The organism is Alteromonas sp. 76-1 (assembly GCF_900654235.1).
GTDB lineage: Bacteria > Pseudomonadota > Gammaproteobacteria > Enterobacterales > Alteromonadaceae > Alteromonas > Alteromonas naphthalenivorans.
In genome coordinates, this window is the sequence record NZ_LR136958.1 from 1,850,907 (window position 1) to 1,872,154 (window position 21,248).

Below are 21,248 nucleotides of genomic sequence, written 5' to 3' on the forward strand. Positions count from 1 at the left end.
TAATGTAATGCGATTCGTTGCGCCGCGTCAAAGGTTTTCGGCATATTGAAATAATGCTCTTAAAATCGCCTGTTTTTCGGGGTTATCAACATGTTCATGAGCAAGGCGTTCTAACGTGCTCATATAGTGCTCAAGCGTAATTGATGCTGACGAAGTGGAGTCAGTTAAACGCTCTTGTCTGTGTCGTTGCCATTTCAGGGTTTCATCATAGGTAAGCGTCGACGGGAAATTACGTGCTCTATATCTAAACAATAAAGCCCTAAGGCCCACATGTTGAGTTTCTTCAGATAATGCGCCAAGTTGTTCCGGGCTTGATGCCAGCACTTTGTCGCACCAATGGCGATCTTCAGTACTTAAAAAGCCACCGCTATAAAGCGCGTGATCGATATCTTGCTCTTTATCGTCTGTGTCGTTTTCATACACGTTTGACAGCTTCATGCCTAAATCACGTTCTTGCGCCAGAATGCGGTAGTTTTCAAGGCAGGTATCTCTGTCTAACCCTAATCTATGCGCATTATCCTCAGTCATCGCTTTTGCGGTAGTCACAAAAGGAGAGCGGTTGATATGAATGAGCTTCAACCCTGGGCGCAAACTATTGGCATCACTGCCAGGCTCGTAACGCGCGTAAAGTTTGGCTTTTATTTCTTCAGCAGAGTCGTTAAGTAGGCTATCGATAGGCTTTGATAAGTCGACAGCAATAATCGCGTTACTGTTGGTTGGGTGTTTTGCAATTGGCATAATCCAAGTACAACACCCTTGGCTAGCAGGCAACTTAGCAGAAATATGTAACAGTACGGAAGGCTTAGTTAAATCAAACTGGTTAGCCACATTGTGCTTACTACGAAGCGAATAAGCATATTCAAATAACCTAGGCTGCTTTTCTTTAATTAGCTTTGCCAAGGCAATAGTGGCATGAACGTCACTTAATGCATCGTGTGCGTTTTCGTGGCTTATGTCGTTTTCTTTAGTTAAGTGCTCTAGTTTGAAACTAGGTGTACCATCTTCGCGAGTGGGCCAGTTTATGCCATCAGGGCGAAGTGCGTAGCATGCTCGAGCTAAGTCTATAATATCCCAACGGCTATTTCCGTTTCGCCATTCTCTGGAGTAAGGGTCATAGAAGTTTCGGTAAAACAAGAATCTAGCAACTTCATCATCGAAGCGTATGCTATTAAAACCCAAACTGCAGGTGTTGGGCGTCGACATTTCTTGATAAATACGCTTGGCAAAATCAGCTTCGTTCGAGCCATCTCGCAAGGTTTGTTGAGGCGTAATACCGGTAACCAAACAGGCTTCAGGGTGTGGCAAGTAATCGTTCGCAATAGCGCTCATAATATTAATGGGCTTACCAATAATATTAAAGTCCAGATCGGTTCTAATAGCAGCAAACTGACAAGGTAAATCTTTTTGTCCACTGGTACCGAAGGTTTCGAAATCGTACCAAAGAAAGCTAGGTTCGTGCATGTTCTGGGTTACATTTTTGAATAAGTGTCATCATGCTGGCAGTGTACACTGCGTGGGTTTGAATACCAAACCTAGCTATTTAAAATGAATTTGATTCATAACTTGCCAATCTGCAAATCTGAAACTAGTTTTTAATGTATATCAGGTAATTGGAATATATTTCACCTTGGCAGCGGTTATAAAACAGAAACTGGGAGCAACGTATTCCCAAAAAATATTGGGCTTCGCTGTTATTGGCGTAATTCTCTTTACTACGGTTGCGGCTCTTTTATTCGAAAGTAACCTTTCGCAAAGTGTTTTAGATGATGTGTCGTCTGAATTAAGTCAGCGAACAAGCGAGATAGAAGGGTTTACTCAAGGCCAAGCCGCGCAATATGCCGATAATTTGAAATTTTTGCATGCCACGCCACCAATATCGGGTATACCACGTGCAATTGAAGCGGGAGGCATTGACCCTAAAGATAAAGACGATTTCGCACTGTGGAAAAAGCGCTTAGAAATCATTTTTATTGCATTTTTGGAAAATAATGAAGAAGTTGATCAGCTTCGCGTAATCAGCGTTGAAGACAGTGGTCAAGAACTCGTGCGTGTTGAGAGAGATGGTTTAAAGATAGCAGCAGTAGAAAGCGTTGACCTGCAAAAGAAGAGCGAAAGAGACTATTACCAAGAGAGTGCAAAGTTATCTCGAAATCAGCTCTATATGTCTGGCATCAGCCTTAATAAAGAGTACGGCCAAGTTGAATTTCCTTATAAACCTGTTATCCGTTTATCCTTACCTATTTTTAGAGAAAATGGCGATAGATTTGGCTTTATAATTATGAACGTTAACACCGCTGTAGCGTTACGCGGTATGCAGCAGTTTGTATCTTCTAACCAACAACTTTATCTTACTGATGATGAAGGCTATTTCATTTACCACCCAGAAAAAAGCTTTAGTTTCAGTAAAGAACTGTCGCCAGAAGTAACGTGGCACACTGAATTTTCATCGCCCTTATACGAAGGAGCTCGGTTGTTAATAAATCGCGCTGATGGGAAGAAAAGTGAGATATACATAGCAAGTCGAAGAGTCATTGTAAGTAGCTCACCGAGCCCTATGTTTATATACGTGCACCTTGCTCTACCTGCAAAAACTATTGCTAATTTAATGAATGAAAGACGATTGGAGGTTTATGGTTTTCTTTTTGCAATGTCTCTGTTGTTCGCCGCGGTATTACTGGTTTTTCATCGTAGTGCCAAAAAGAGCTTTGAGCTGGCAGAGGCTCGGGGAGAGTCGGCAGCAATAGTCGCTGGGTCTAGCGATGCCATAGTGAGTATCGACACCAAGGGAATAGTGAAAAGCTGGAACATGGCCGCAGAGCGACTTTTTAGGTTACCAAGCTCTACCATTTTAGGTCATCACTACAGTGCCTTTGCGTCGATAAGCTCCATATCTTGGGATAAATATCTAAATTCTGAGGTAGCGCGAACCGGCTATTTTCAGGACGAAATTTTATTTAAACAAACATCAGGTATTGAGAGTTGCCTAGCGGTTACTGTGTCTCCCATTTGGGGGGATCACGGGCAGTATTCTGGCGTGGCAGTGGTTTTACGCGACATTACCAAAGAACGTAATACTCAACGCGCTATCGAGAAAAATAACTTAGAGCTTGAAGAGAAAGTGCAAAGCCGCACTAAGCAACTTGCAGAAGCGCGTGATGAAGCCCAAGAAGCTAGTCAGGTAAAAAGTGCGTTTATCTCTAGTATTAGTCATGAAATGCGAACCCCATTGAACGGTATCGTCGGGTCGCTCAACCTGTTGAAACGCCAACCGCTTTCTTCTAAGGCGGAACAACTTGCGGCTATGATGGATGTCAGTTGTAACAATTTGAGCGTTTTAATTAATGACATATTAGATATGTCGAAAATTGAAGCCGGAAAACTAGATTTAAACGTGCAAGCGTTTAATCCTGTGCAATTAATAGAGACATTATCTTCTTCATTGGCGGTACGAGCTCACAACAAAGGTCTGGAGTTTCTTGTAGATACCACAGAGTTGAAAGCTGAAGCCTTGGTGTCAGATCCTCATCGGGTTTCTCAAATTATTAGTAACCTAGTAAATAATGCCATTAAATTCACCGAACGAGGTCATGTGGCGCTTACTGCATCGCTGACACGCAATGACAAGGATACCGCCCAGCTCAATGTGACGATAACCGACACCGGGATCGGCATAGCAAAAGAGCACCAGTCGAAGCTTTTCACAGCCTTTACACAAGCAGATGCCTCTGTTGCTACCCGATTTGGGGGCACAGGGTTGGGTTTGTCTATCTGCAAACAACTTAGTGTATTGTTGGGTGGCGATATCAACTTTTCTTCCACGCAAGGCCAAGGTAGTTCCTTTTCGTTTTGGATTTCAGTGGATGATGTTACTTCGGCAGATAGTCAGCAAAACTTGGCATTATCTAATAAAATGGACGGGTTGCGTTTAGCTGTGTTTGCTCAGTACCCACCGCTTGCAGAAAATATTAACGCCTTAATTAAGAGTGAAGCTGGTAGCAGTGTAGAAACTTACACCGGCATCGTTTTATTCGAGGAAGTTTCTTGGGATACCATTGATGTAATTGTTACTGATTACAATAACCCTATCTTGTCGGTCGTGGACGAAAATTGGGACAACTTGCTTAAACAAATATCTATTCCTCATATCTGTATGTTGCAAAGTATTGGAAAACAAGCCACGTATTATGCCAACTTTACGCCGGCTATTTTAACTAAGCCCTTGTTAAAATCTGAGTTCTTAAAAGTCGTTGACAGTTCTTCCTCTGAGTTCATCGATAGCCCACCTGCCCAGCAAGTCGAATCCAGTGCAACTGATATGGAAAAAGAGAGCATAGCGGGGGCTCATGTATTAATAGTGGATGACAACGCGATTAATATAGAGGTGGCCAGAGGCGTTCTCGATAATTTGCCTGTGTCGGTGAAAATTGCTAGTAACGGTGAACAGGCGCTAGATATTGTAAGGGAATGTGAAAAAGAAGGGCACTATCTTCATTGTATTTTGATGGATTGCCAAATGCCAATAATGGACGGGTATGCTTGTACTAGCGCTATCCGAGATGGCCGCGCAGGGCAAGTACATCAGCAAATTCCTATTATTGCTATGACGGCAAATGCAATGTTAGGGGAAAAGGAAAAGTGCATTGCAGCAGGCATGAGCGACTACGTTACCAAGCCTATAGTGGCAAGCATGGTAGAGCCTAAAATTATTAATTGGATCCAGTCTGCCTACAGCCCCCAATTTCTAGGTAAATCGGTCATGGACGAAACTCGCGTAGTACACAATGAAGTGGCAGATGAAAGATCGCCTTTGGCATCGACATCTGGCTTTGTTGAGCCTTCATCACCCTCATCACCTTTATCTCCCTCATCACATGCATCGCCCACAACACCTGTAGCATCTATCTCATCTACCACACCTTCTTCGTCAGAGGGAAGCGATACGCCTGTTTGGGAAAAATCACGGGCCTTGATGCGGTTAGCGAATAACCAAGTTCTATTCGATAAAATATGTGAAATGTTTATTGAAAGTGTGCCTAGAAAATGTGATGAAATTAAAGCTGCTGTAAACGACAAAGATGCCTCTAAAGTCAAACTAGTGTCTCATACCATTAAAGGTATGGCGGGGGATATTGGCGCAGTGCGTGTGCAAAGTCGTTTTAGTGATATTGAGCGACTGGCCAAGCAGGAACAATTGCTAGAAATAGACAATGCATTGCCAGAAGCCATTAATGAGATAGCCGTATTTTTAAAGGAGTTAAAACCAGCCTAGGCTAGTGTGCAATGTGACATTTATGGTAAGTACGCAGTTTGGTTTAAAAAGCCGCTTAAAAAATGTTTTAGTGAGCAAATTCGAATAGAAAAAGTAGCTGTCATAAGCATAGTCTACTAGGCTTAAAGCGTAACAGAAATAATTTGATTACAAAAAGATAACATTGCGTTACATCATTACTATAACAAGCAGTGCCGTCTCGTCTTCAGGCTGTATAAAAATATAAAAGACGCCGCGGCCGGGAGAGAAATATGGAATCGTTGCTAGTCAGTGATTATATGAATACTCACCCCGTGAAATTAAATGGGGATATGACGGTGGCCGAAGCCGTAGAGGCTTTATTGGCTTGTGGGCAAAGTGGAGGCCCAGTTATTGACGTTAAAGGTAAAGTAATTGGTTTTTTGTCTGAGCAAGATTGTATTGCTCAAATGATAGCGTCGAGTTACTACCGAGAACAGATTTGCCGAGTGGCAGAAATAATGAAAGCGCCGGTTGTGGTTATTAAACCGTATCTGTCGGTAATAGAACTTGCACAATTACTGATTAAAAATAAGCCTCGCGTTTACCCTGTGGTTGATGACGATGGGGTATTGGTTGGAAGTATTAACCGAACGGCAGTGCTTCGAGCAATAGACGTACAACTTCGATCGGGCTATCAGCGCGCTAGCTAGCATTGGTCGTTTTGTAAAAGCATTCCAAAAGTATAAAGGGTAAGCCAATCAGCTTACCCTTTTTTTTGCGTAACGTATTGTTCTCATATCGTTTATCTCACGCAGCTCATCGGCGCCTGATTATCAAAGGTGGCTATGAATAACGGCTATGAAAAACGGCTATGAAAAATGATTGAGAGCAGTTAATTACCTAGAGTGAGTGCTTACGTAAGTGCTTATGTGAGTGCGAATAGCATCAGCTAAGTCGTCCCCGGCTACAAACTTAAAGTTTTGCCGCTGGCTAGGCATCACGTTTCTTCCATCTTGCACCACCAATAGCCCACCTTTAAAGGGACCGCCTAGGTTGACGTTGGAGGTTTCAAGACCATCGGTTTCCGACACGCCATCAATGCCTTTACCATAATTTGCACCAATGCTAATCATACCCACCAAACTATAAGGTGCCTTGCTTTCATAAACAGCGTACTGATTATTGCCTTGGCTAGAAGCAACTAAATAGCGTACACCGTCTACATCGAATAACGATAAACCTTCGATGTCAGCGGTAACCGGGGCTTTTATAGGAATAATAAGCATGGGTGTCTTGTTAATAGTTTTGCTAAGCGTTGATGAAGGCATTGTTTCGGCTTCAGAAATATCCAATGCCCATATGCCTGCGCCTTCTTCTCCCAAATAGGCAATTTGTGTATCAGTGTCTACAACGCAACCTTCCGGCTGAGATGGCAATTCAAAGTCGTGAATTAGGGTGGCAGAAACGCGAGAAGCATCTTCCAAATTATTCAACTGATAGTGCAAGTACCGTCCATCAGTACTATTCACTAATACTTGGGTGTGATTATTGTTTGAAAATGCACACAGCCCATAAATATCGGTTAGCGGGGTAGGGATGTTTGTGTTGAAGGTTAGCTTGCCAGTTTTCTTATCGATGAAAAAGACTGACATGCTGTTGCTGCTTCGGTTGCTTGCTACCGCGATATCGTGTCGTGGCGCCCAGTCGTATGCCACGCCCACGTTATTTACGCGCCCTACCTTGTGTGAGGCAACTAACTCGCCTTGTAAATTGTAGGTATTTAGGCTGCCTTTTTTGTTAGTGCCAATCACCAAACTTTTAGACGGGTTGTTTTTGTTTACCCAAATAGCAGGATCATCGGCTGCATCACCATAATTTTCCACCACATCGGTTTCATAAACAGGCTGCAGTTCTATAGCGGAAAACATGGGTGTCTTGTTAGTGGATACGTCATCGCTTGTGATGGGTGTCTTGATAGTGAGGTTTTCGTTTTTTACTATGGGTGTCTTGTTAAGCGTATCGCTAAGCATGGGTGTCTTGTTAAGAGATGCTTGGTTTGTATTGCAAGCGTACAGCGCGTTTATGGCGTGGGTGATGTCGGTGGTGAAGGTGCTGCCTGAGTTGTCATCGTAGATGTTGGCGAAAACCGTATCGCTTTTTACCGACAGCGCGATATCTTCTGGGGCTATGTCTTGATCAAAACCAAAGAAGGTTGTGGCGCAGGTATTGTGCAGCCAAAGCCCGTTGTGTTCTGGGCTTACCCACGCGGCAAGCGAGCTTTGTGTACCTGGGCTGTTTGTAACTGTGCTGTCTGTAACTGAGCTGGAGGAAAACAAGTTAAGTGCCTCCAACCCATTAAGCGTAGCAACACCTTCTATCGGCGTGTCAGGCTGGTTGAAGGTAAGCGTGCGCTCGACTTCTGCCTCTTCATCTGCAGGCATGACCCATACGCCAGCGTACTCGTCAGCTAAATAGAGGGTAAGTTCCGCGTGACGTGCCGCTGAACGATTAAACTTTGAGTCAGACACGTAAATGTCAGAAGCGTTGTAGTTAACCCCAAGCGCACAACTTTTTATGCCTGGGCCAATAGCCAGAGTTCGTAAATTATGAACGGTGAGTGTGCTATCGCTTTTATCGGGTATCGCCACGTACTGGGTGAGCATGCCTAACGCATCGATATTAACGAACTGTAATTTGCTGTCGATATTTGCACTACACAAGGCTTCCGAGTCTTTTACTTCAGTTGCTGATGTTTGGGTAATGCGAACAGTATGGTTTGGCGTATTGTCAGTACCTACTGTGTAGCTACGTACTTGTTGGCTGTTAATATCAAACACTAAGGCTTGAATATAGGTGCCGTTAGTATGCGCTAACTCATCAGTAACTAAGTAACTTCCAGCTGCAACAAAGTGGCCTTTTTGCGTCGCGAGTATATTTTTGTTATCAGAAACGGTTAAGCCATTGGTTTCACTAATGGTTACGCTTATCGTCTTACCGTTTAAATTGTATGTAGTTTCAAAGTCAGTAGAAACACTAGAGCCAGTTTTTGTTAGCGTTAGGTCGGCTACGCTCGATGCAACTGCATTCGCACTTGTCATAACGGCCAAACAAAACGCGAATTGACTTGTTTTTATGGCAAATGTTGTAAGGTGGTTCTTTACTTTATTCATTGCCAGTTCCTTTTGTTCCAGCGCTAGTCTTTTGTACTTTATGGCGATAAATCACGGCCCCTTTGTGGTTAATAAAGGTAAATCCAAGTTCGTTATTAGTCATACTTACCGCCACAAAGCCCCCCGTCGATTCAGCAAAACGGGTAAAGTCGTAATGTCCTACTGGGCGCACTTCTGAACCACCACCAGATACAATATGTACCAGCGAGTCATTGGGTAACTGGTTATGTTGCAAGTCATGTTCGTGGCCAGCAATGTAGGCATCTACGCCGTGCTGATGCAGTATAGGCTCGAGTACATTTTTAATAGCGCTGGTAGTGCCATAACGTTTTCCACTTGAATACAGAGGGTGATGGCCAATCACAATGTTCCATTTAGCATTGCTGTTTGAAAGCATGGTGTTTATCCACGCTAATTGCTTTTTTGAGCCTTGAGAATAGGCTTCTTGGTATTTCGCTTCAGTGGCGTAATCTGGGTTTAGCGGGTTAGTGTCGATAAATAGAATAAGCGCAGTGGTATTATCTTCTAATTGTACCGTTTTACTATAATACTGCGCGGGCATGTCCCAACGTCGACTCACTTTACTGTAGTCAATTTGTGCTTGCCAATTGCCGCGATAATCATGGTTGCCCAGCACAGGGTGCCAATCAACAAATAAGTGGGGCTGATGGTAAATGTCTTCAAATGAAGTATGCCAGTAAGGGTCTTCAACCGACGCCACCCCGTTATCATAAAAATTATCGCCGGTAGTGGCGATGAATTCAGCATCAAGCTGGTAGCTGGCAATGTCCATCCATTTAGCGACATCCCGTTGATAAAAATGGCCATTGCGGCCCCAGTCGCCCACCACTAAAAAGTGAAAAGCATTATCTTGACCTTCAAGATTATTAATGTGGTGTTGTTGGTAGTAATTGTGTGATGTGATTTGCCCTTGGCACGAAAGTGACAAAAAGGCAAAAAGAAGCAGTAGTACGCGCATGAATTTATCTCTAATAAGGGCGCGCTTGTAGCGCGCCCATTTTTTAAACGCCTATGTATGACGTTTAGGGTTTAACGTATATTTAAACGTAAGATCTTGTTTTACAAATATGGGGTAAATAATGCGCTTAGTTAGCGCATTTGCCATGTAAAACCTAGCTCAAACGTACGGCCATATTCTTCAAATTGTGCATTATTCGTGCGCGAATCGAAGTAGTTATAAAATGGCTCGTTATTGATATTGATTGCGTTGAAATACACCTGCATATCATCGTTAATGAAATACTTTGCAGTGAAATCTAGCTGGGCATGTTCATCTTCGTAACGCAGCATGTCGCCATCAATTTCCTCAAAGTTTTCACTCTTATAGGTCATGGCTAAGCGCAAGCTAAAGTCGTTGGCTTCGTAACCAAAGGTGAGGTTTCCAATGGTGTCTGACTGGTTAGGCAGTTGAGTTTCAAACTTTTCACCGTCTAAGAATGTGGTGGCGTCTGAATCGGTGAAGGTGGCATTGGTCGACATAATAAAGCCGTTGTTAAATGCTTTAACCCACGACAATTCTAGCCCGTGTAAACTGGCACTTTCACCGTTAATGGCTTGAATGGCTTCATCGTAGTCTTCCCAACCTTCGGTACCTGCAACATCGGCATACACCACAAAGTTGTCAATATCTTTGTAGAAATAACCGGCTGACAGTACGCCAATATCACCTGGGTAATACTCTATAGATAAATCAAAGTTTTGTGCTTCGTAAGGTTGAAGCTCTGGGTTGCCCACTTCGGCTTCTCGCTCGGTAACAAAAACGCCGTCATCTTCTTCAGTTTTGCTTTCGATAATTTGAAACGCAGCGACATCTTCAAACTTAGGGCGTGAAATGGTTTGCGTATACGCAGCGCGAAGTTGAAGTTTATCTGAAAATGCGTAGCGTGCGTTGATGCTGGGTAACCAGTGATCGTAATCTCGCTCGGCTTCCCATACCGTGTTAACCACGTCTTCAACATCCGTTTCTTCATTTTCAATAAGTTCAACACGCATGCCTGAGGTACTGAAATCAGTGCGCTCGTAGCGTACACCAGCCACAATATGAAGCTTATCAATATCAACACTACCCATTACGTAAGCAGCAAAGATATCTTCTTCATTGACATAAGTAGCACCATTAGATTCAATCTCTGAATCAAGTTCGGCCAATTCTAGTGCAGCACGGTTAGTGTTGAAATAATCACGCATACCAGAACGAGACAAGCCCGGACCAAAATCGCCTAGTGAATATTCTGGTGAGTCATCACCGAAATCAGCAGGATTAATCCCGTCAAAATCGCCATCGTAAATGAATATGCTGCTGTCGCGGTCTTTTTCGCGGCTACGATATTTTGTGCCTAATTTTAATTCACCCAAATAGCTGCCAAAGTTTACAGGGCGGGCCAAATCGAGTTTGAAACTGGTTTCAGTGTCTTTGGTATAGTTATCTTCAAACGAAATTTCATCAAGCTCGTACGTTGATAAATCCAATGCATCCGCATTTTGAGTGATGGCAGGCCGAATAGTGGCCAGATTCGCATCAATACTGTCGTTTTCAGTTACAAAATTATAGTAGAGCGCGTCTGGCTCATCTTCATCAGATTTAGCATAACCAAGTTGCCAGTCAGCTTTCCATGTTTGAAGCTGGTGTTCACCACCAAGGGCTACTGTAAAAATACTTTGGGTTTCTTTTCTGTCTTTGCTGCCACGCTCAATTTCCGAATCTTCACCGTCTAGGGTGAAGGTATTACTTAAGCGGTATTCTTCGTCTGAAAACTCACTGTACAGAGTGCGAAGATAATACTGGTTGTTAAAGTCTGGACGGTAATCAAGGTTTACTGCCCCACCCAAACGTTCGCGAGTAATGGTGTACTGGCGTTGTTCTACCTCATCATCGCCATTACTTTCAACGTTGTCAGAGCCGAAGTCACGGTCAAAGTATGAAAGGGCAGCAGCTATACCCCAATCAGGCGTTAATTTTTTTGTAATGGTGCCAGACACTTTAGGACTGACTTCGTCACGTAAGTCATTTTGGCTACCTTGTACGGTAATGCTCGCCGTATCTTGTTGTTTGTCGAACGCACTAACACTGGTCACTTCAACAGAGCCGCCAATGGCGTCGCCGTCCATATCAGGGGTAACCGACTTCGACACTTCAAGGGTTTGAATTAGCTCTGAAGGGATAACATCTAATGCCACCGAACGTACACCAGATTCTGGTGAAGGAATGTTTAAGCCGTTAATGGTCACGTTGTTTAAGTTAGGGTCGATACCACGAATGCCTACAAAACGGCCTTCGCCTTGGTCGCGCTCTATCGACAAACCTGGTAAACGTTGCAACGATTCTGCGGCATTTTGGTCGGGGAATTGCCCAATGGCATCGGCAGATACCACATTAGATATACGGTTAGATACACGCTGTTGGTTAATCGCGCTAGCTTGGCTACTACGTTGACCTAGTACGAGTAACTCTTCAAGTTCGTCACCTTCACCCAGCTCAATTGTAGGGCGTACCGTGTCATCATCGCTTACTGTGACTTTCTGCGTGACCGTTTCTTCACCTAAATAAGAAATTTCTAAGGTATAGGTACCCGCAGGTACACCCGAGAAGCGAAAGCTACCGTCGCGTCGAGATTCTGTGGTTAAGTTCAGCTCGACAAGTTTCACTTTAGCGCCTACGTACACTCGCGCTTCTGCGGCGTCGTTGAGCGTGCCGGTAATTGCGCCATTAGCGGCTAAGGCTTGATGAGACAGTGAAAGGCCAAGGGCGGCAATACAGGCAATGCGTAATGTAGAATAGCGGGTTTTAATTTTCATTCTTAATCCGTGAGCAATGTGTGCAAAGTAGTTTGATGATTAATGTGTATGAGCCATGTTTATGATCAAGGTTCGATGCCGAATACGGTAAAAAGTGGATATGACAATTACATGACGAGAACGCTATCAACACCGGCAGAAATGGCGAATATGATCAGAATGGAAGAAAGATGAGCTAAATTGACCTGCTAGTAACATGCTAATAAGTTTAGGTATTTTGATACTTTTTTTAATTTCAAAGGTGCCTTGCCACTAATTTGTCACATTGATGAGCCAAACTGACCCTCGACAATCAGATTAAAAATGGGATATTTCCTGAGTCTTGTTTTACTGCTTGTTCCCGATTGCTTGGTAATCGCGGGAAAAGTACAGTTTGCTACCCATAAGAGTGCGACATCATGTTTACCTTACGAAATGCCACACAGTTCAGTCATCACAAAGGCTGGCTATTCTTTACTTTTGCTACGGTTGCACTGGCGAGCTCTTTGAGCCTGACCTTTGGCAACGCCAAGCCCCTCGCCATTATATCTGGCCTAGACATCGTGGGTGAGGGCAGTGTAGTACTGCTGACTCTAGGATGGATTGTTGCCGTATTGGCCAGTCGGCCGCCAGGTAAGGTCACTAGCCTGTTAATTGTGGGGTTAGTATTTTTCTTATTCTCAATGACACTCGACTTACTTGATGAGTTTTTACGTTACCCTGATTCCGCGTTGTGGCTCAGCATGATTGAGTCGATACCCGCCGCGATTGGCATGATTATCATGACTGCGGCGCTCTACCTATGGCATCTAGAACAGCGTGCAATCAATTTACAGCTTCGGCGCCGAGAATGGGACTACCGAGACCACCAAGAAATAGATCCTATTACCCAGTTGTATCGAGGCGATTACTGGCAATCACGGGTTACCGCATTGCAAGCATCGGGAAATGATGGCTACGTGGCCATTATCGATATTAATGAATTTTCTTATTTTAATCAGCGCTATGGGCAGGCCGAAGGCGACCGCTACTTGCACGAAGTCGCTCAACTGGTGGTGATGAACCTAAGACAGCAAGATTTAGCTTGTCGATATGCCGGCGATAGATTTGCGCTATTGCTGCCTAATGTGAATGAAGCCGAAGCCCAAGATATTGTAAAAGAAGTTAGAGCCAGTATTAGCCATGTAGCGTTTCGCTATAAAGAAGACACGGCCGCCATTTATACCAGTGCGCGCGCAGTGGTTGCGCCACTTACTCAACAAGGATTGCTCACCGATACTTTGCAGCATTTGCTGCTTCAGCTTGAAGACAGCAACAGCGCCCAAAGTAATAAAAATGGCAGCAGGAACGCTGCATAGTGATAGATAGCTCAGTGGTGACTTCAGGGCCAACTCAAAGGCCTGTGCAAACACTTTCGCCAGCACCAGTGACTCAGTCAGACAAAGTGATACCTGCCTATCACCTTGTAAATGCAGTGCTGGACGTGGCCATTCCCCGCGGCGCAAGTAAAGACAGAATACTTCGTGGTACGGGCATTTTTGACGATAGCCTTACGGTAAATACGCGTATTAGTGCCAAACAATGTATAGCCTTATTTTCAAATGTAAGAGGGCAGTGCAAGGGTAATGACGTTAGCTTTTTGATAGGTAAAAGTTTAGGTGGGGTATGGCTACGTGAAGATATAGCCAATATTAAACGAAGCCAAAACCTTGAGCAGGCCATTGAAGCACTTACAGCAATACGGTGGGGGAGTATTCCCTTGGTATCGTTTAAGCGCTTTTCGCTACAAGATAAATATATTTGGGTGTTACAAGACACTATGGGGTGTGAAAAAAGAGGTGCCCATAAGCTTTGGCCATTTATTGCCGAGTTGTATTTATCCATGCTGGTGGCTTTACTTAAGCAGTGGACTGGCACCCGTTTACCTTTGAGTTTTACAATAGATTCAGAAAGACCACGCAACGTTCAAGATTTCGAAACTTACCTAGGACTTCGGGTTGCTTTTCATTCGCCCCTGATGTCTATAACCCTCCCCAAATCTTGTATGACTTCCGCTTTCCCGTTTGCCGATGATAAAGCAGGCAATGTTCAAGGCAATGTTCAAGGCGATATTCAAGGCAATATTCAAGATGATATACAAGGCGATGTTCAGGGTGATATCCAAGGCGATATCCAGGGTGATATCCAAGGCGAGGCACAGCGTAGTTTGGCATATCAGCAAACCCCGGCTTCACCTCAAGACACACCAAATTTGAGCTTACTCGATTATATAAGAATTCAGACATTACAAGAGCCTCAAAAAGGCTTAGCGGATTTAGCGAGAAATTTAGGGTGCAGTACCGCAACGTTAAAACGAAAGCTAAGCGACCATAACTACACGTACCGCGGGCTAAGCGAAGAAGCACGGCGGCAACAAGCCATCGTATTGCTGGCGCTTAAAAAGCTGAACAACGAACAAAGCGCCTCGCAAATGGCCTTTTCCGACCTGCCTAACTTTCGCCGTACGATAAAACGATTAACCGGTTTGACCCCAAGTGAGCTGCGCGCCCGTTAATTTGCTTTGCATTAGGTGCAAAACCTTTTATCCTTTCACTCGTTTTTACATTATTGTTTAAATGTCTACCAATGTAAGCGCGCTAACCTAAACCCGTTTGTTTATAGTTATTTAGACGTAAAGCGCCTTATAGATACAATAATCGTCGGCCTTACGCCGTGCCCATTCTGATTTAAAGAAGTAGAGTTTTCTGTGCAGCAATCAATTTCAAGTAGCCAACCTAAGCCCAATCCAATGGGTTTAACGCCCATTTTATTATTTGTTGTTTTGGTGGTAGCTACAGGCCTTATTACTAACGATATTACCGCTATGCCTATTTTGGTGGCGTTTTTTATTAGTGCAGGTTACGGGCTATGCCTAAACCCTAAAGGCGAAAAGGTAAGTTTCTCAGAAAAAGTACAAACGTTCTGCAAAGGCGGCGGCGATAAAAACATTATTTTACTGGTTCTGATATTTCTTCTTGCTGGCGCCTTCTACGCGGTCACCATCGATATTGGTGCGCGCGACGCTACGGTAAATATGGCACTACAATTTGTACCTACTGCCATGATATTGCCCGGGCTATTTTTGATTTGCTGCTTTATTTCGTTTGCCATGGGTACCTCTATGGGGACCATTACCGCACTTTCACCCATTGGGGCGGGGCTGGCAAACAGCTTAGGCTTACCGGTTGAGCTTGCCCTTGGCGTGGTAGTAGGCGGCGCTATGTTTGGTGATAATTTGTCATTTGTATCAGACACCACTATTGCGGCCACTCGAACCCAAGGTGTACAGCTTAAAGACAAATTTCGTGCAAACTTGATGGTAGCCTTACCAGCTTGTTTGGCCACCATGGTACTGCTGTTAATCTTTGTTGATGTAGATACCTCAGAGCTTATTGAAACTAAAGATTACGATGTATGGCGCATATTGCCGTATTTATTCATTATTGGTTTTGCACTAACAGGCTTTAACGTTATCACTGTTTTGGCAGTGGGTATTGCAAGTGCTTGCGTGGTTGGCTTGCTGCAAGGCAGCTTTACCGTGCTTACCATGATGCACAGCATTCAAAAAGGCATGGGATGGATGCAAGACTTAGCCATGATAGCCATTACCATTGGCGGGATTGTGGCCTTGATGCATGCGAACGGTGGAATTACCTGGCTGATTAACCGACTGACTAAACGTGTTACTAGCAAAAAGGGCGCAGAGTTTAGTATTGCTGGTTTAGTCAGCTTTTTAGATATAACTACCGCCAACAATACCATTGCGATTGTCACTGCTGGCCCTATCGCGAGCGATTTAAATGAAAAGTATGGAGTAGATCCTCGCCGTACTGCATCACTACTCGATATTTTTTCTTGTAGCTTTCAAGGGCTGGTGCCTTACGGGGCGCAGTTATTAAGTGCTGCTGCGGTAGTCGGTATATCGCCGCTTGCCATTACACCTTACTGCTGGTACCCCATGCTTATCTTCGTGTTTGGCTTGTTGGCTATCTGGTTCAACTTTCCCACCTTTGAACAAAAAAATGACGATGAGTTAACAGAAGCATCGGCTATTGTGAAGTAGCGCTAACTCAAAAATAGCTAGGCAACAAACTAGCGTGATTAACGGTGGAAATTTAGCGCCACTTCTTCTAGGATCGTTCTCCGCTGTTTAGCCGTATAGGTTGGTATAGTTGCGGCTTAGGTTGTTTTTACAACATTGGTTTACAGCACGTTTTGCTATTAAGCACCGCAGCTATAATTCGTAAGTACAGACCGCAAGTACAGATAGTACAAATTATACAGATTATACAAATAGTACAGTTCGTATCACCCAGTTCGTATTAAAAAGTAGGATGGTAAATTGTCTTCACCTAACGCGCCTTCGTCGCCTGTCGCTTTTCAAATTAAACCGCTTTATGCACAACTCGATGATTGTCTGTCGGCGGATAAATTCCCGTTAAAACGGCGTATTCAGCAGTTCACGAAACAGCTAAATAGCGGTGAAAAGGTAAAGGATAATAACCAAACTGATGCTGCTGATAGCCCGCAAAGCAAACTAGCCAATCGATATGAAAAGCTTGTTAACGATATTCAAGCATCAAAAGATAAGCGTGCCTTCAGGCTAAAGAATTTGCCAGAAGTGACGTATCCGCCACTGCCGGTTAGCGATAAAAAAGACGATATTAAAGCTGCCATTGCAGCGAATCAGGTGGTGATTGTAGCGGGTGAAACCGGCTCGGGTAAGACAACCCAGTTGCCGAAAATATGTTTAGAGCTTGGCCGTGGTGTCAGTGGCATGATAGCGCATACCCAGCCACGTCGATTGGCTGCTCGCAGTGTGGCAACTCGTATTGCTGAAGAGCTCAACACGCCGCTTGGTGAAAAGGTAGGCTTTAAGATTCGTTTTAGCGATCAGGTTAGCGAGCGAAGCTACGTAAAACTGATGACAGACGGTATGTTGCTGGCAGAAATGCAAAACGACCGTTTCTTGAATCAATACGACACCATTATTATTGATGAAGCCCACGAACGTAGCTTAAACATCGACTTCTTGCTGGGCTATTTAAGGCAGCTATTAGACAAGCGCCCTGAACTTAAACTCATTATTACCTCGGCTACCATCGACCCCGAACGTTTCTCGAAGCACTTTAATAATGCGCCTATTATTGAAGTGAGCGGACGTACGTATCCGGTTGAAATTCGTTATCACAGCCCTGAAGACAACGAGAACGATACCGATCAAACCGACGCCATTGTGGGGGCGGTTGATGAGCTATTAACCGAGAAACCGGGCGATATTTTGGTATTCTTAAGTGGGGAGCGTGAAATTCGCGACACTCAAGATGCGCTCATGCGCAGGCAATACCGCAATACTGAAATAGTGCCTTTGTATGCTAGGCTTTCCGCCGCAGAACAAAACCGTATTTTCCAGTCCCATACCGGAAGGCGCATTGTGTTGTCTACCAACGTGGCAGAAACCTCGTTAACTGTGCCGGGCATTAAGTATGTTATCGACCCAGGTGTGGCGCGTATTTCACGCTACAGCGCTCGCAGTAAAGTACAGCGGTTGCCTATAGAAGCGATATCGCAAGCGTCTGCGAATCAGCGGGCAGGGCGATGTGGACGTGTTTCCGATGGTATTTGTATTCGTTTATACAGTGAAGATGATTACCTTGGCCGCCCTGAATTTACCGACCCAGAAATACTGCGTACTAATTTGGCCTCGGTTATTTTGCAAATGCTTGCGTTGGGGTTAGGAGATATTGCTGATTTTCCGTTTGTTCAGCCACCCGATAACCGCAACATCAACGACGGCTTTAGGTTGCTAGAAGAAATTCAGGCCATCGTGAAACAAAAAGGCCGTATGCAGCTTACCAAAATGGGCAGACAGATTGCCCGTTTACCTATCGATCCTCGCTACGCCCGTATGGTGGTTGAAGCGCAGCGTACCAATGCGTTAATGGAAGTCATGGTAATTGCCGCGGGGCTATCTATTCAAGACCCTCGTGAACGCCCACAAGATAAACGTCAACAGGCGGATGAAAAGCACAGCGAATATACCGATAAAGATTCAGACTTTATTAGTTTGTATAACCTGTGGGACGCGTTTAAAGCGCAGCAAAATGAATTAAGCCAGAACCATCTTCGTAAGTGGTGTAAGAGCCAATTTATTAATTATCTGCGTATGCGCGAATGGCAAGATATTGTTAGCCAACTTAAAAAGTCGGTGGCCGAACTGGGCTTTGGCATTGTGAAAAACGAGCCAGATTATCAAGCTATTCACGAAGCCATTGCCAGTGGGTTACTGTCGCATATTGGCTTTAAAGATAAAGACAGAGAATACTTAGGCTCGCGCAACACCCGCTTTATGATTTTCCCAGGTTCTGGGCTTTCTAAATCGCAACCTAAATGGGTAATGGCGGCTGAACTCGTTGAAACCTCTAAGCTATTCGCCCGAATGGTGGCAAAAATAGACCCCGCGTGGATAGAGTCTTTAGCTGGGCATGTTAGTCAGCATAGTTATTCTGAGCCCCATTGGTCGAAAAAACGCGGTGCAGTTATCGCGTTTGAAAAAGTGACCTTGTTTGGTTTACCTATAGTGATGAAACGAGCCAAAGTGTATAGCCTAATTGACCCGCCGGTATGTCACGAACTCTTTATTCGGGAAGGCTTAGTTGAAGGTAATACGCGGCTTAATTTTGGTTTCTTGAAAGAGAACCAAGCTTTATTAGAACAAGCCGATGAGTTTGAACAAAAGACCCGACGCCGAGATCTTTTGGTTGATGACGACGAATTAGTCCGTTTTTATGCCTCGCGTATTCCGGTAGAAGCGAACAACGAAGCCGCGTTTAAGAAATGGTATAAAAACCAAGAAGCGTTAGTTAAGCAAGCGGGCGGCGAAAAGTCTGGTACCGAAAAGATAAGCGACGTGCTTACCTTTACCGAGGATGACGTGTATCGCCAACAGCCTGGACAAGCCATAGAGAACGCCTTTCCGGATGCATGGCGACAGGGCAACATCACCATGGGGCTTCGTTATCATTTTGAGCCGAATGCGGATGACGATGGTGTTAGCGTGATTATTCCTTTGCCGGTACTCAACCAAGTGGAAAATATTGGCTTTGATTGGCAAGTGGCAGGGCTACGACATGAACGCATAGTGTCGATGATCAGAACCTTGCCAAAGCGCTTACGCCGCAACTTTGTGCCTGCGCCTAACTTTGCGGATGCCTGCATTGCAGATATCAGCGAGACGGATAAAAATGGCCGCCCCATAAGCCTTGTAGAGGCGGTTACCGCCAAGCTTCGTAAAATGACCGGTATTACCGTAGAAGAAGATGAATGGAATCTGTCGCAGCTAGATAGACACCTGATCATGCACTTTACGGTAGTAAACGATAAAGGCGAAACCATTGCGCGCTCAGACGATTTACACGCGCTTAAACAGCAATGTGCTGGGCAAGTAAAAGAAACCTTTGAAAAGGCGGCTACGCCTGAGCTTGAGCGTAGTGGTATTGAAAGTTGGGATTTCGACACACTGCCTACTACTTTTGCGCAAAAAATGGGTGGCTTTGAAGTACAAGCTTTCCCCGCTTTAGTAGAAAAGGGCGACAAGGTAGATATCGCGCTTATAGACGAGCCAGAAAAAGCGCAATCAATGCACCGAAAAGGTGTAAACGTGTTGATTAAAAACGCCATGCCGTCCCCGCTAAATTACTTGCAAAGTAAGTTACCCAATAAAGCGAAGCTGGGTCTTTACTTTAATCCGTTTGGGCAAATTAAAGCGCTTATTGATGATTGTATTTTTGCCGGTATAGATGCGCTGGTGGGCGAATATTGTGAAAAGCACAACACAGATATTCGTAGCAAAGCGGATTTCGATGCCTGCGTAGATATAGTGCGCGCTGAAATAAACGACAAAGTATTAGAAATAGCCAAGCAGGTAGAGCAGGGCTTAACCCTCGCACATCAATGCCAAAAGCAAATGAAAGGCAATGTGCCCCTTAACATGATAAACGCATTGGGCGATTGCAAAGGGCATCTTTCTAGCTTGGTATTCCCAGGGTTTGTATCGGATATAGGTGAAGCACGACTTAACGATTGGAACCGATATATAAAAGGCTTGTCTCGTCGTTTAGAAAAACTACCGATTGATCCGAATAAAGACAGAATGCATCAACTCACCGTTGAAAAAGCCCTAAGTGAATGGGAAAAAGCATGTGGTAAATACCCTAAAGGCAAAGTACCAGAAGCATTATTAGATACGCGGTGGATGATTGAAGAATTAAGGGTGTCTTTATTTGCCCAAGCATTAGGTACGGCTTACCCCATATCGGCAAAGCGTATCTCACTGTTTTTAGCTGACTTCTAGCTGGGAAATTAAGCGGCTTGTTTAATTTCCCAAATGACAGAATCTAATTTTCTAAATATAAATGGACAATTATTGGTCAGGCTGATTGACAAGCAGCCAAGCTCGCCCTATAACAGGTAGAGCAACATGTGGTTTGAATACGTAGTGGAGATGTAGAAATGTTGGGATACGACGATAAGCGAAATTTTTTCAGGATGATGGTTAATTCGCCTTGTCAGTTACAGGTTACTGATGATGAATCGAGCCGCACTATGCAAGCAATGTGTAAAGATATAAGTGCAACAGGCATGTCTTTAGAAGTTGATGAACCTTCGATAGAAATTGGTACGCAAGTTAGCGTTGCTATAGATTCTCCAAGCTCTCAAGTGCCTTCACTAGCAGCCATTGCTACTGTGGTTCGCTGTGAGCCAGACACGGAATCTAGCTGTTTGATTGGGGTTGAAATCACAGAAATGAAATAGGCTGATAGTGTTTTCGCAAGCCTAAGTATATTCATTACAATGACTCACGAAGTCTCTCGTGAGTCTCTCTTGAGTTTCTCTTGAGTCAGACTAGCCTTTTTTTCTCACCGCTACCCATAGCTAATTACATTTAGTTATCGATAAATTATTGGCAATCATTTTGCAGACTTCCCCGGCGGTATGTTTCACGGGCTTTAATG

At 44.2% G+C, this 21,248-nt stretch carries 11 protein-coding genes; 7 read left to right on the top strand and 4 right to left on the bottom strand.

Going from position 1 to position 21,248, the window contains the following annotated elements; all coding sequences use genetic code 11:
• Positions 1-27: 27 nt before the first annotated feature.
• The gene (sbcB, locus tag ALT761_RS07810) at positions 28-1,461 is read right to left on the bottom strand and encodes an exodeoxyribonuclease I (RefSeq protein ID WP_129737793.1); all 1,434 of its coding nucleotides are present in this window, start codon (positions 1,459-1,461) and stop codon (positions 28-30) included.
• Between the two features lie 166 nt (positions 1,462-1,627).
• Between sbcB and ALT761_RS07815 the strand changes: the two genes are divergently transcribed.
• Both ALT761_RS07815 and ALT761_RS07820 read left to right on the top strand, forming a co-directional pair.
• Positions 1,628-5,269, top strand: a complete 3,642-nt coding sequence (locus ALT761_RS07815; RefSeq protein WP_129737795.1) for an ATP-binding protein — start codon at positions 1,628-1,630, stop codon at positions 5,267-5,269.
• Between the two features lie 251 nt (positions 5,270-5,520).
• Entirely contained in the window at positions 5,521-5,940 is a 420-nt protein-coding gene (locus ALT761_RS07820) for a CBS domain-containing protein (RefSeq protein WP_129737797.1), read from the top strand.
• Positions 5,941-6,126: 186 nt separating this feature from the next.
• Here the strand turns inward: ALT761_RS07820 and ALT761_RS07825 are convergent, their stop codons facing one another.
• From ALT761_RS07825 to ALT761_RS07835, 3 genes are all read right to left on the bottom strand, one after another.
• Positions 6,127-8,400, bottom strand: coding sequence for a phytase (locus ALT761_RS07825; RefSeq protein WP_129737799.1), 2,274 nt, complete (start codon positions 8,398-8,400; stop codon positions 6,127-6,129).
• A complete protein-coding gene (locus tag ALT761_RS07830; RefSeq protein WP_129737801.1) occupies positions 8,393-9,379 on the bottom strand; it encodes a metallophosphoesterase in 987 nt (328 codons plus the stop codon). Before ALT761_RS07830 ends, ALT761_RS07825 begins: the two co-directional genes overlap by 8 nt.
• Before the next feature lie 131 nt (positions 9,380-9,510).
• Entirely contained in the window at positions 9,511-12,216 is a 2,706-nt protein-coding gene (locus tag ALT761_RS07835) for a TonB-dependent receptor (RefSeq protein ID WP_129737803.1), read from the bottom strand.
• Between the two features lie 398 nt (positions 12,217-12,614).
• Between ALT761_RS07835 and ALT761_RS07840 the strand changes: the two genes are divergently transcribed.
• The 5 genes from ALT761_RS07840 to ALT761_RS07860 all read left to right on the top strand — a co-directional run bounded on the left by ALT761_RS07840 (position 12,615) and on the right by ALT761_RS07860 (position 21,048).
• Positions 12,615-13,553, top strand: coding sequence for a GGDEF domain-containing protein (locus tag ALT761_RS07840; RefSeq protein ID WP_129737805.1), 939 nt, complete (start codon positions 12,615-12,617; stop codon positions 13,551-13,553).
• Positions 13,553-14,749 carry a helix-turn-helix domain-containing protein gene (locus tag ALT761_RS20775; RefSeq protein WP_232043562.1) on the top strand — a complete coding sequence of 399 codons (1,197 nt, stop codon included), beginning with the start codon at positions 13,553-13,555 and terminating at the stop codon, positions 14,747-14,749. Before ALT761_RS07840 ends, ALT761_RS20775 begins: the two co-directional genes overlap by 1 nt.
• 234 nt (positions 14,750-14,983) lie before the next feature.
• Entirely contained in the window at positions 14,984-16,297 is a 1,314-nt protein-coding gene (locus ALT761_RS07850) for a Na+/H+ antiporter NhaC family protein (RefSeq protein ID WP_129740590.1), read from the top strand.
• A gap of 279 nt (positions 16,298-16,576) precedes the next feature.
• Positions 16,577-20,587 (top strand): ATP-dependent RNA helicase HrpA, encoded by a 4,011-nt coding sequence (gene hrpA / locus ALT761_RS07855; protein ID WP_129737807.1) that lies wholly within the window; start codon positions 16,577-16,579, stop codon positions 20,585-20,587.
• Between the two features lie 158 nt (positions 20,588-20,745).
• Positions 20,746-21,048, top strand: coding sequence for a PilZ domain-containing protein (locus tag ALT761_RS07860; RefSeq protein ID WP_013784499.1), 303 nt, complete (start codon positions 20,746-20,748; stop codon positions 21,046-21,048).
• Positions 21,049-21,248: the final 200 nt, after the last annotated feature.

Bases quoted from the DNA above. Each gene is read 5' to 3' on its own strand.
- sbcB (WP_129737793.1), bottom strand. From the start codon at position 1,461: ATGCACGAACCTAGCTTTCTTTGGTACGATTTCGAAACCTTCGGTACC.
- ALT761_RS07820 (WP_129737797.1), top strand. From the start codon at position 5,521: ATGGAATCGTTGCTAGTCAGTGATTATATGAATACTCACCCCGTGAAA.
- ALT761_RS07825 (WP_129737799.1), bottom strand. From the start codon at position 8,400: ATGAATAAAGTAAAGAACCACCTTACAACATTTGCCATAAAAACAAGT.
- ALT761_RS07830 (WP_129737801.1), bottom strand. From the start codon at position 9,379: ATGCGCGTACTACTGCTTCTTTTTGCCTTTTTGTCACTTTCGTGCCAA.
- ALT761_RS07835 (WP_129737803.1), bottom strand. From the start codon at position 12,216: ATGAAAATTAAAACCCGCTATTCTACATTACGCATTGCCTGTATTGCC.
- ALT761_RS07840 (WP_129737805.1), top strand. From the start codon at position 12,615: ATGTTTACCTTACGAAATGCCACACAGTTCAGTCATCACAAAGGCTGG.
- ALT761_RS07850 (WP_129740590.1), top strand. From the start codon at position 14,984: ATGGGTTTAACGCCCATTTTATTATTTGTTGTTTTGGTGGTAGCTACA.
- ALT761_RS07860 (WP_013784499.1), top strand. From the start codon at position 20,746: ATGTTGGGATACGACGATAAGCGAAATTTTTTCAGGATGATGGTTAAT.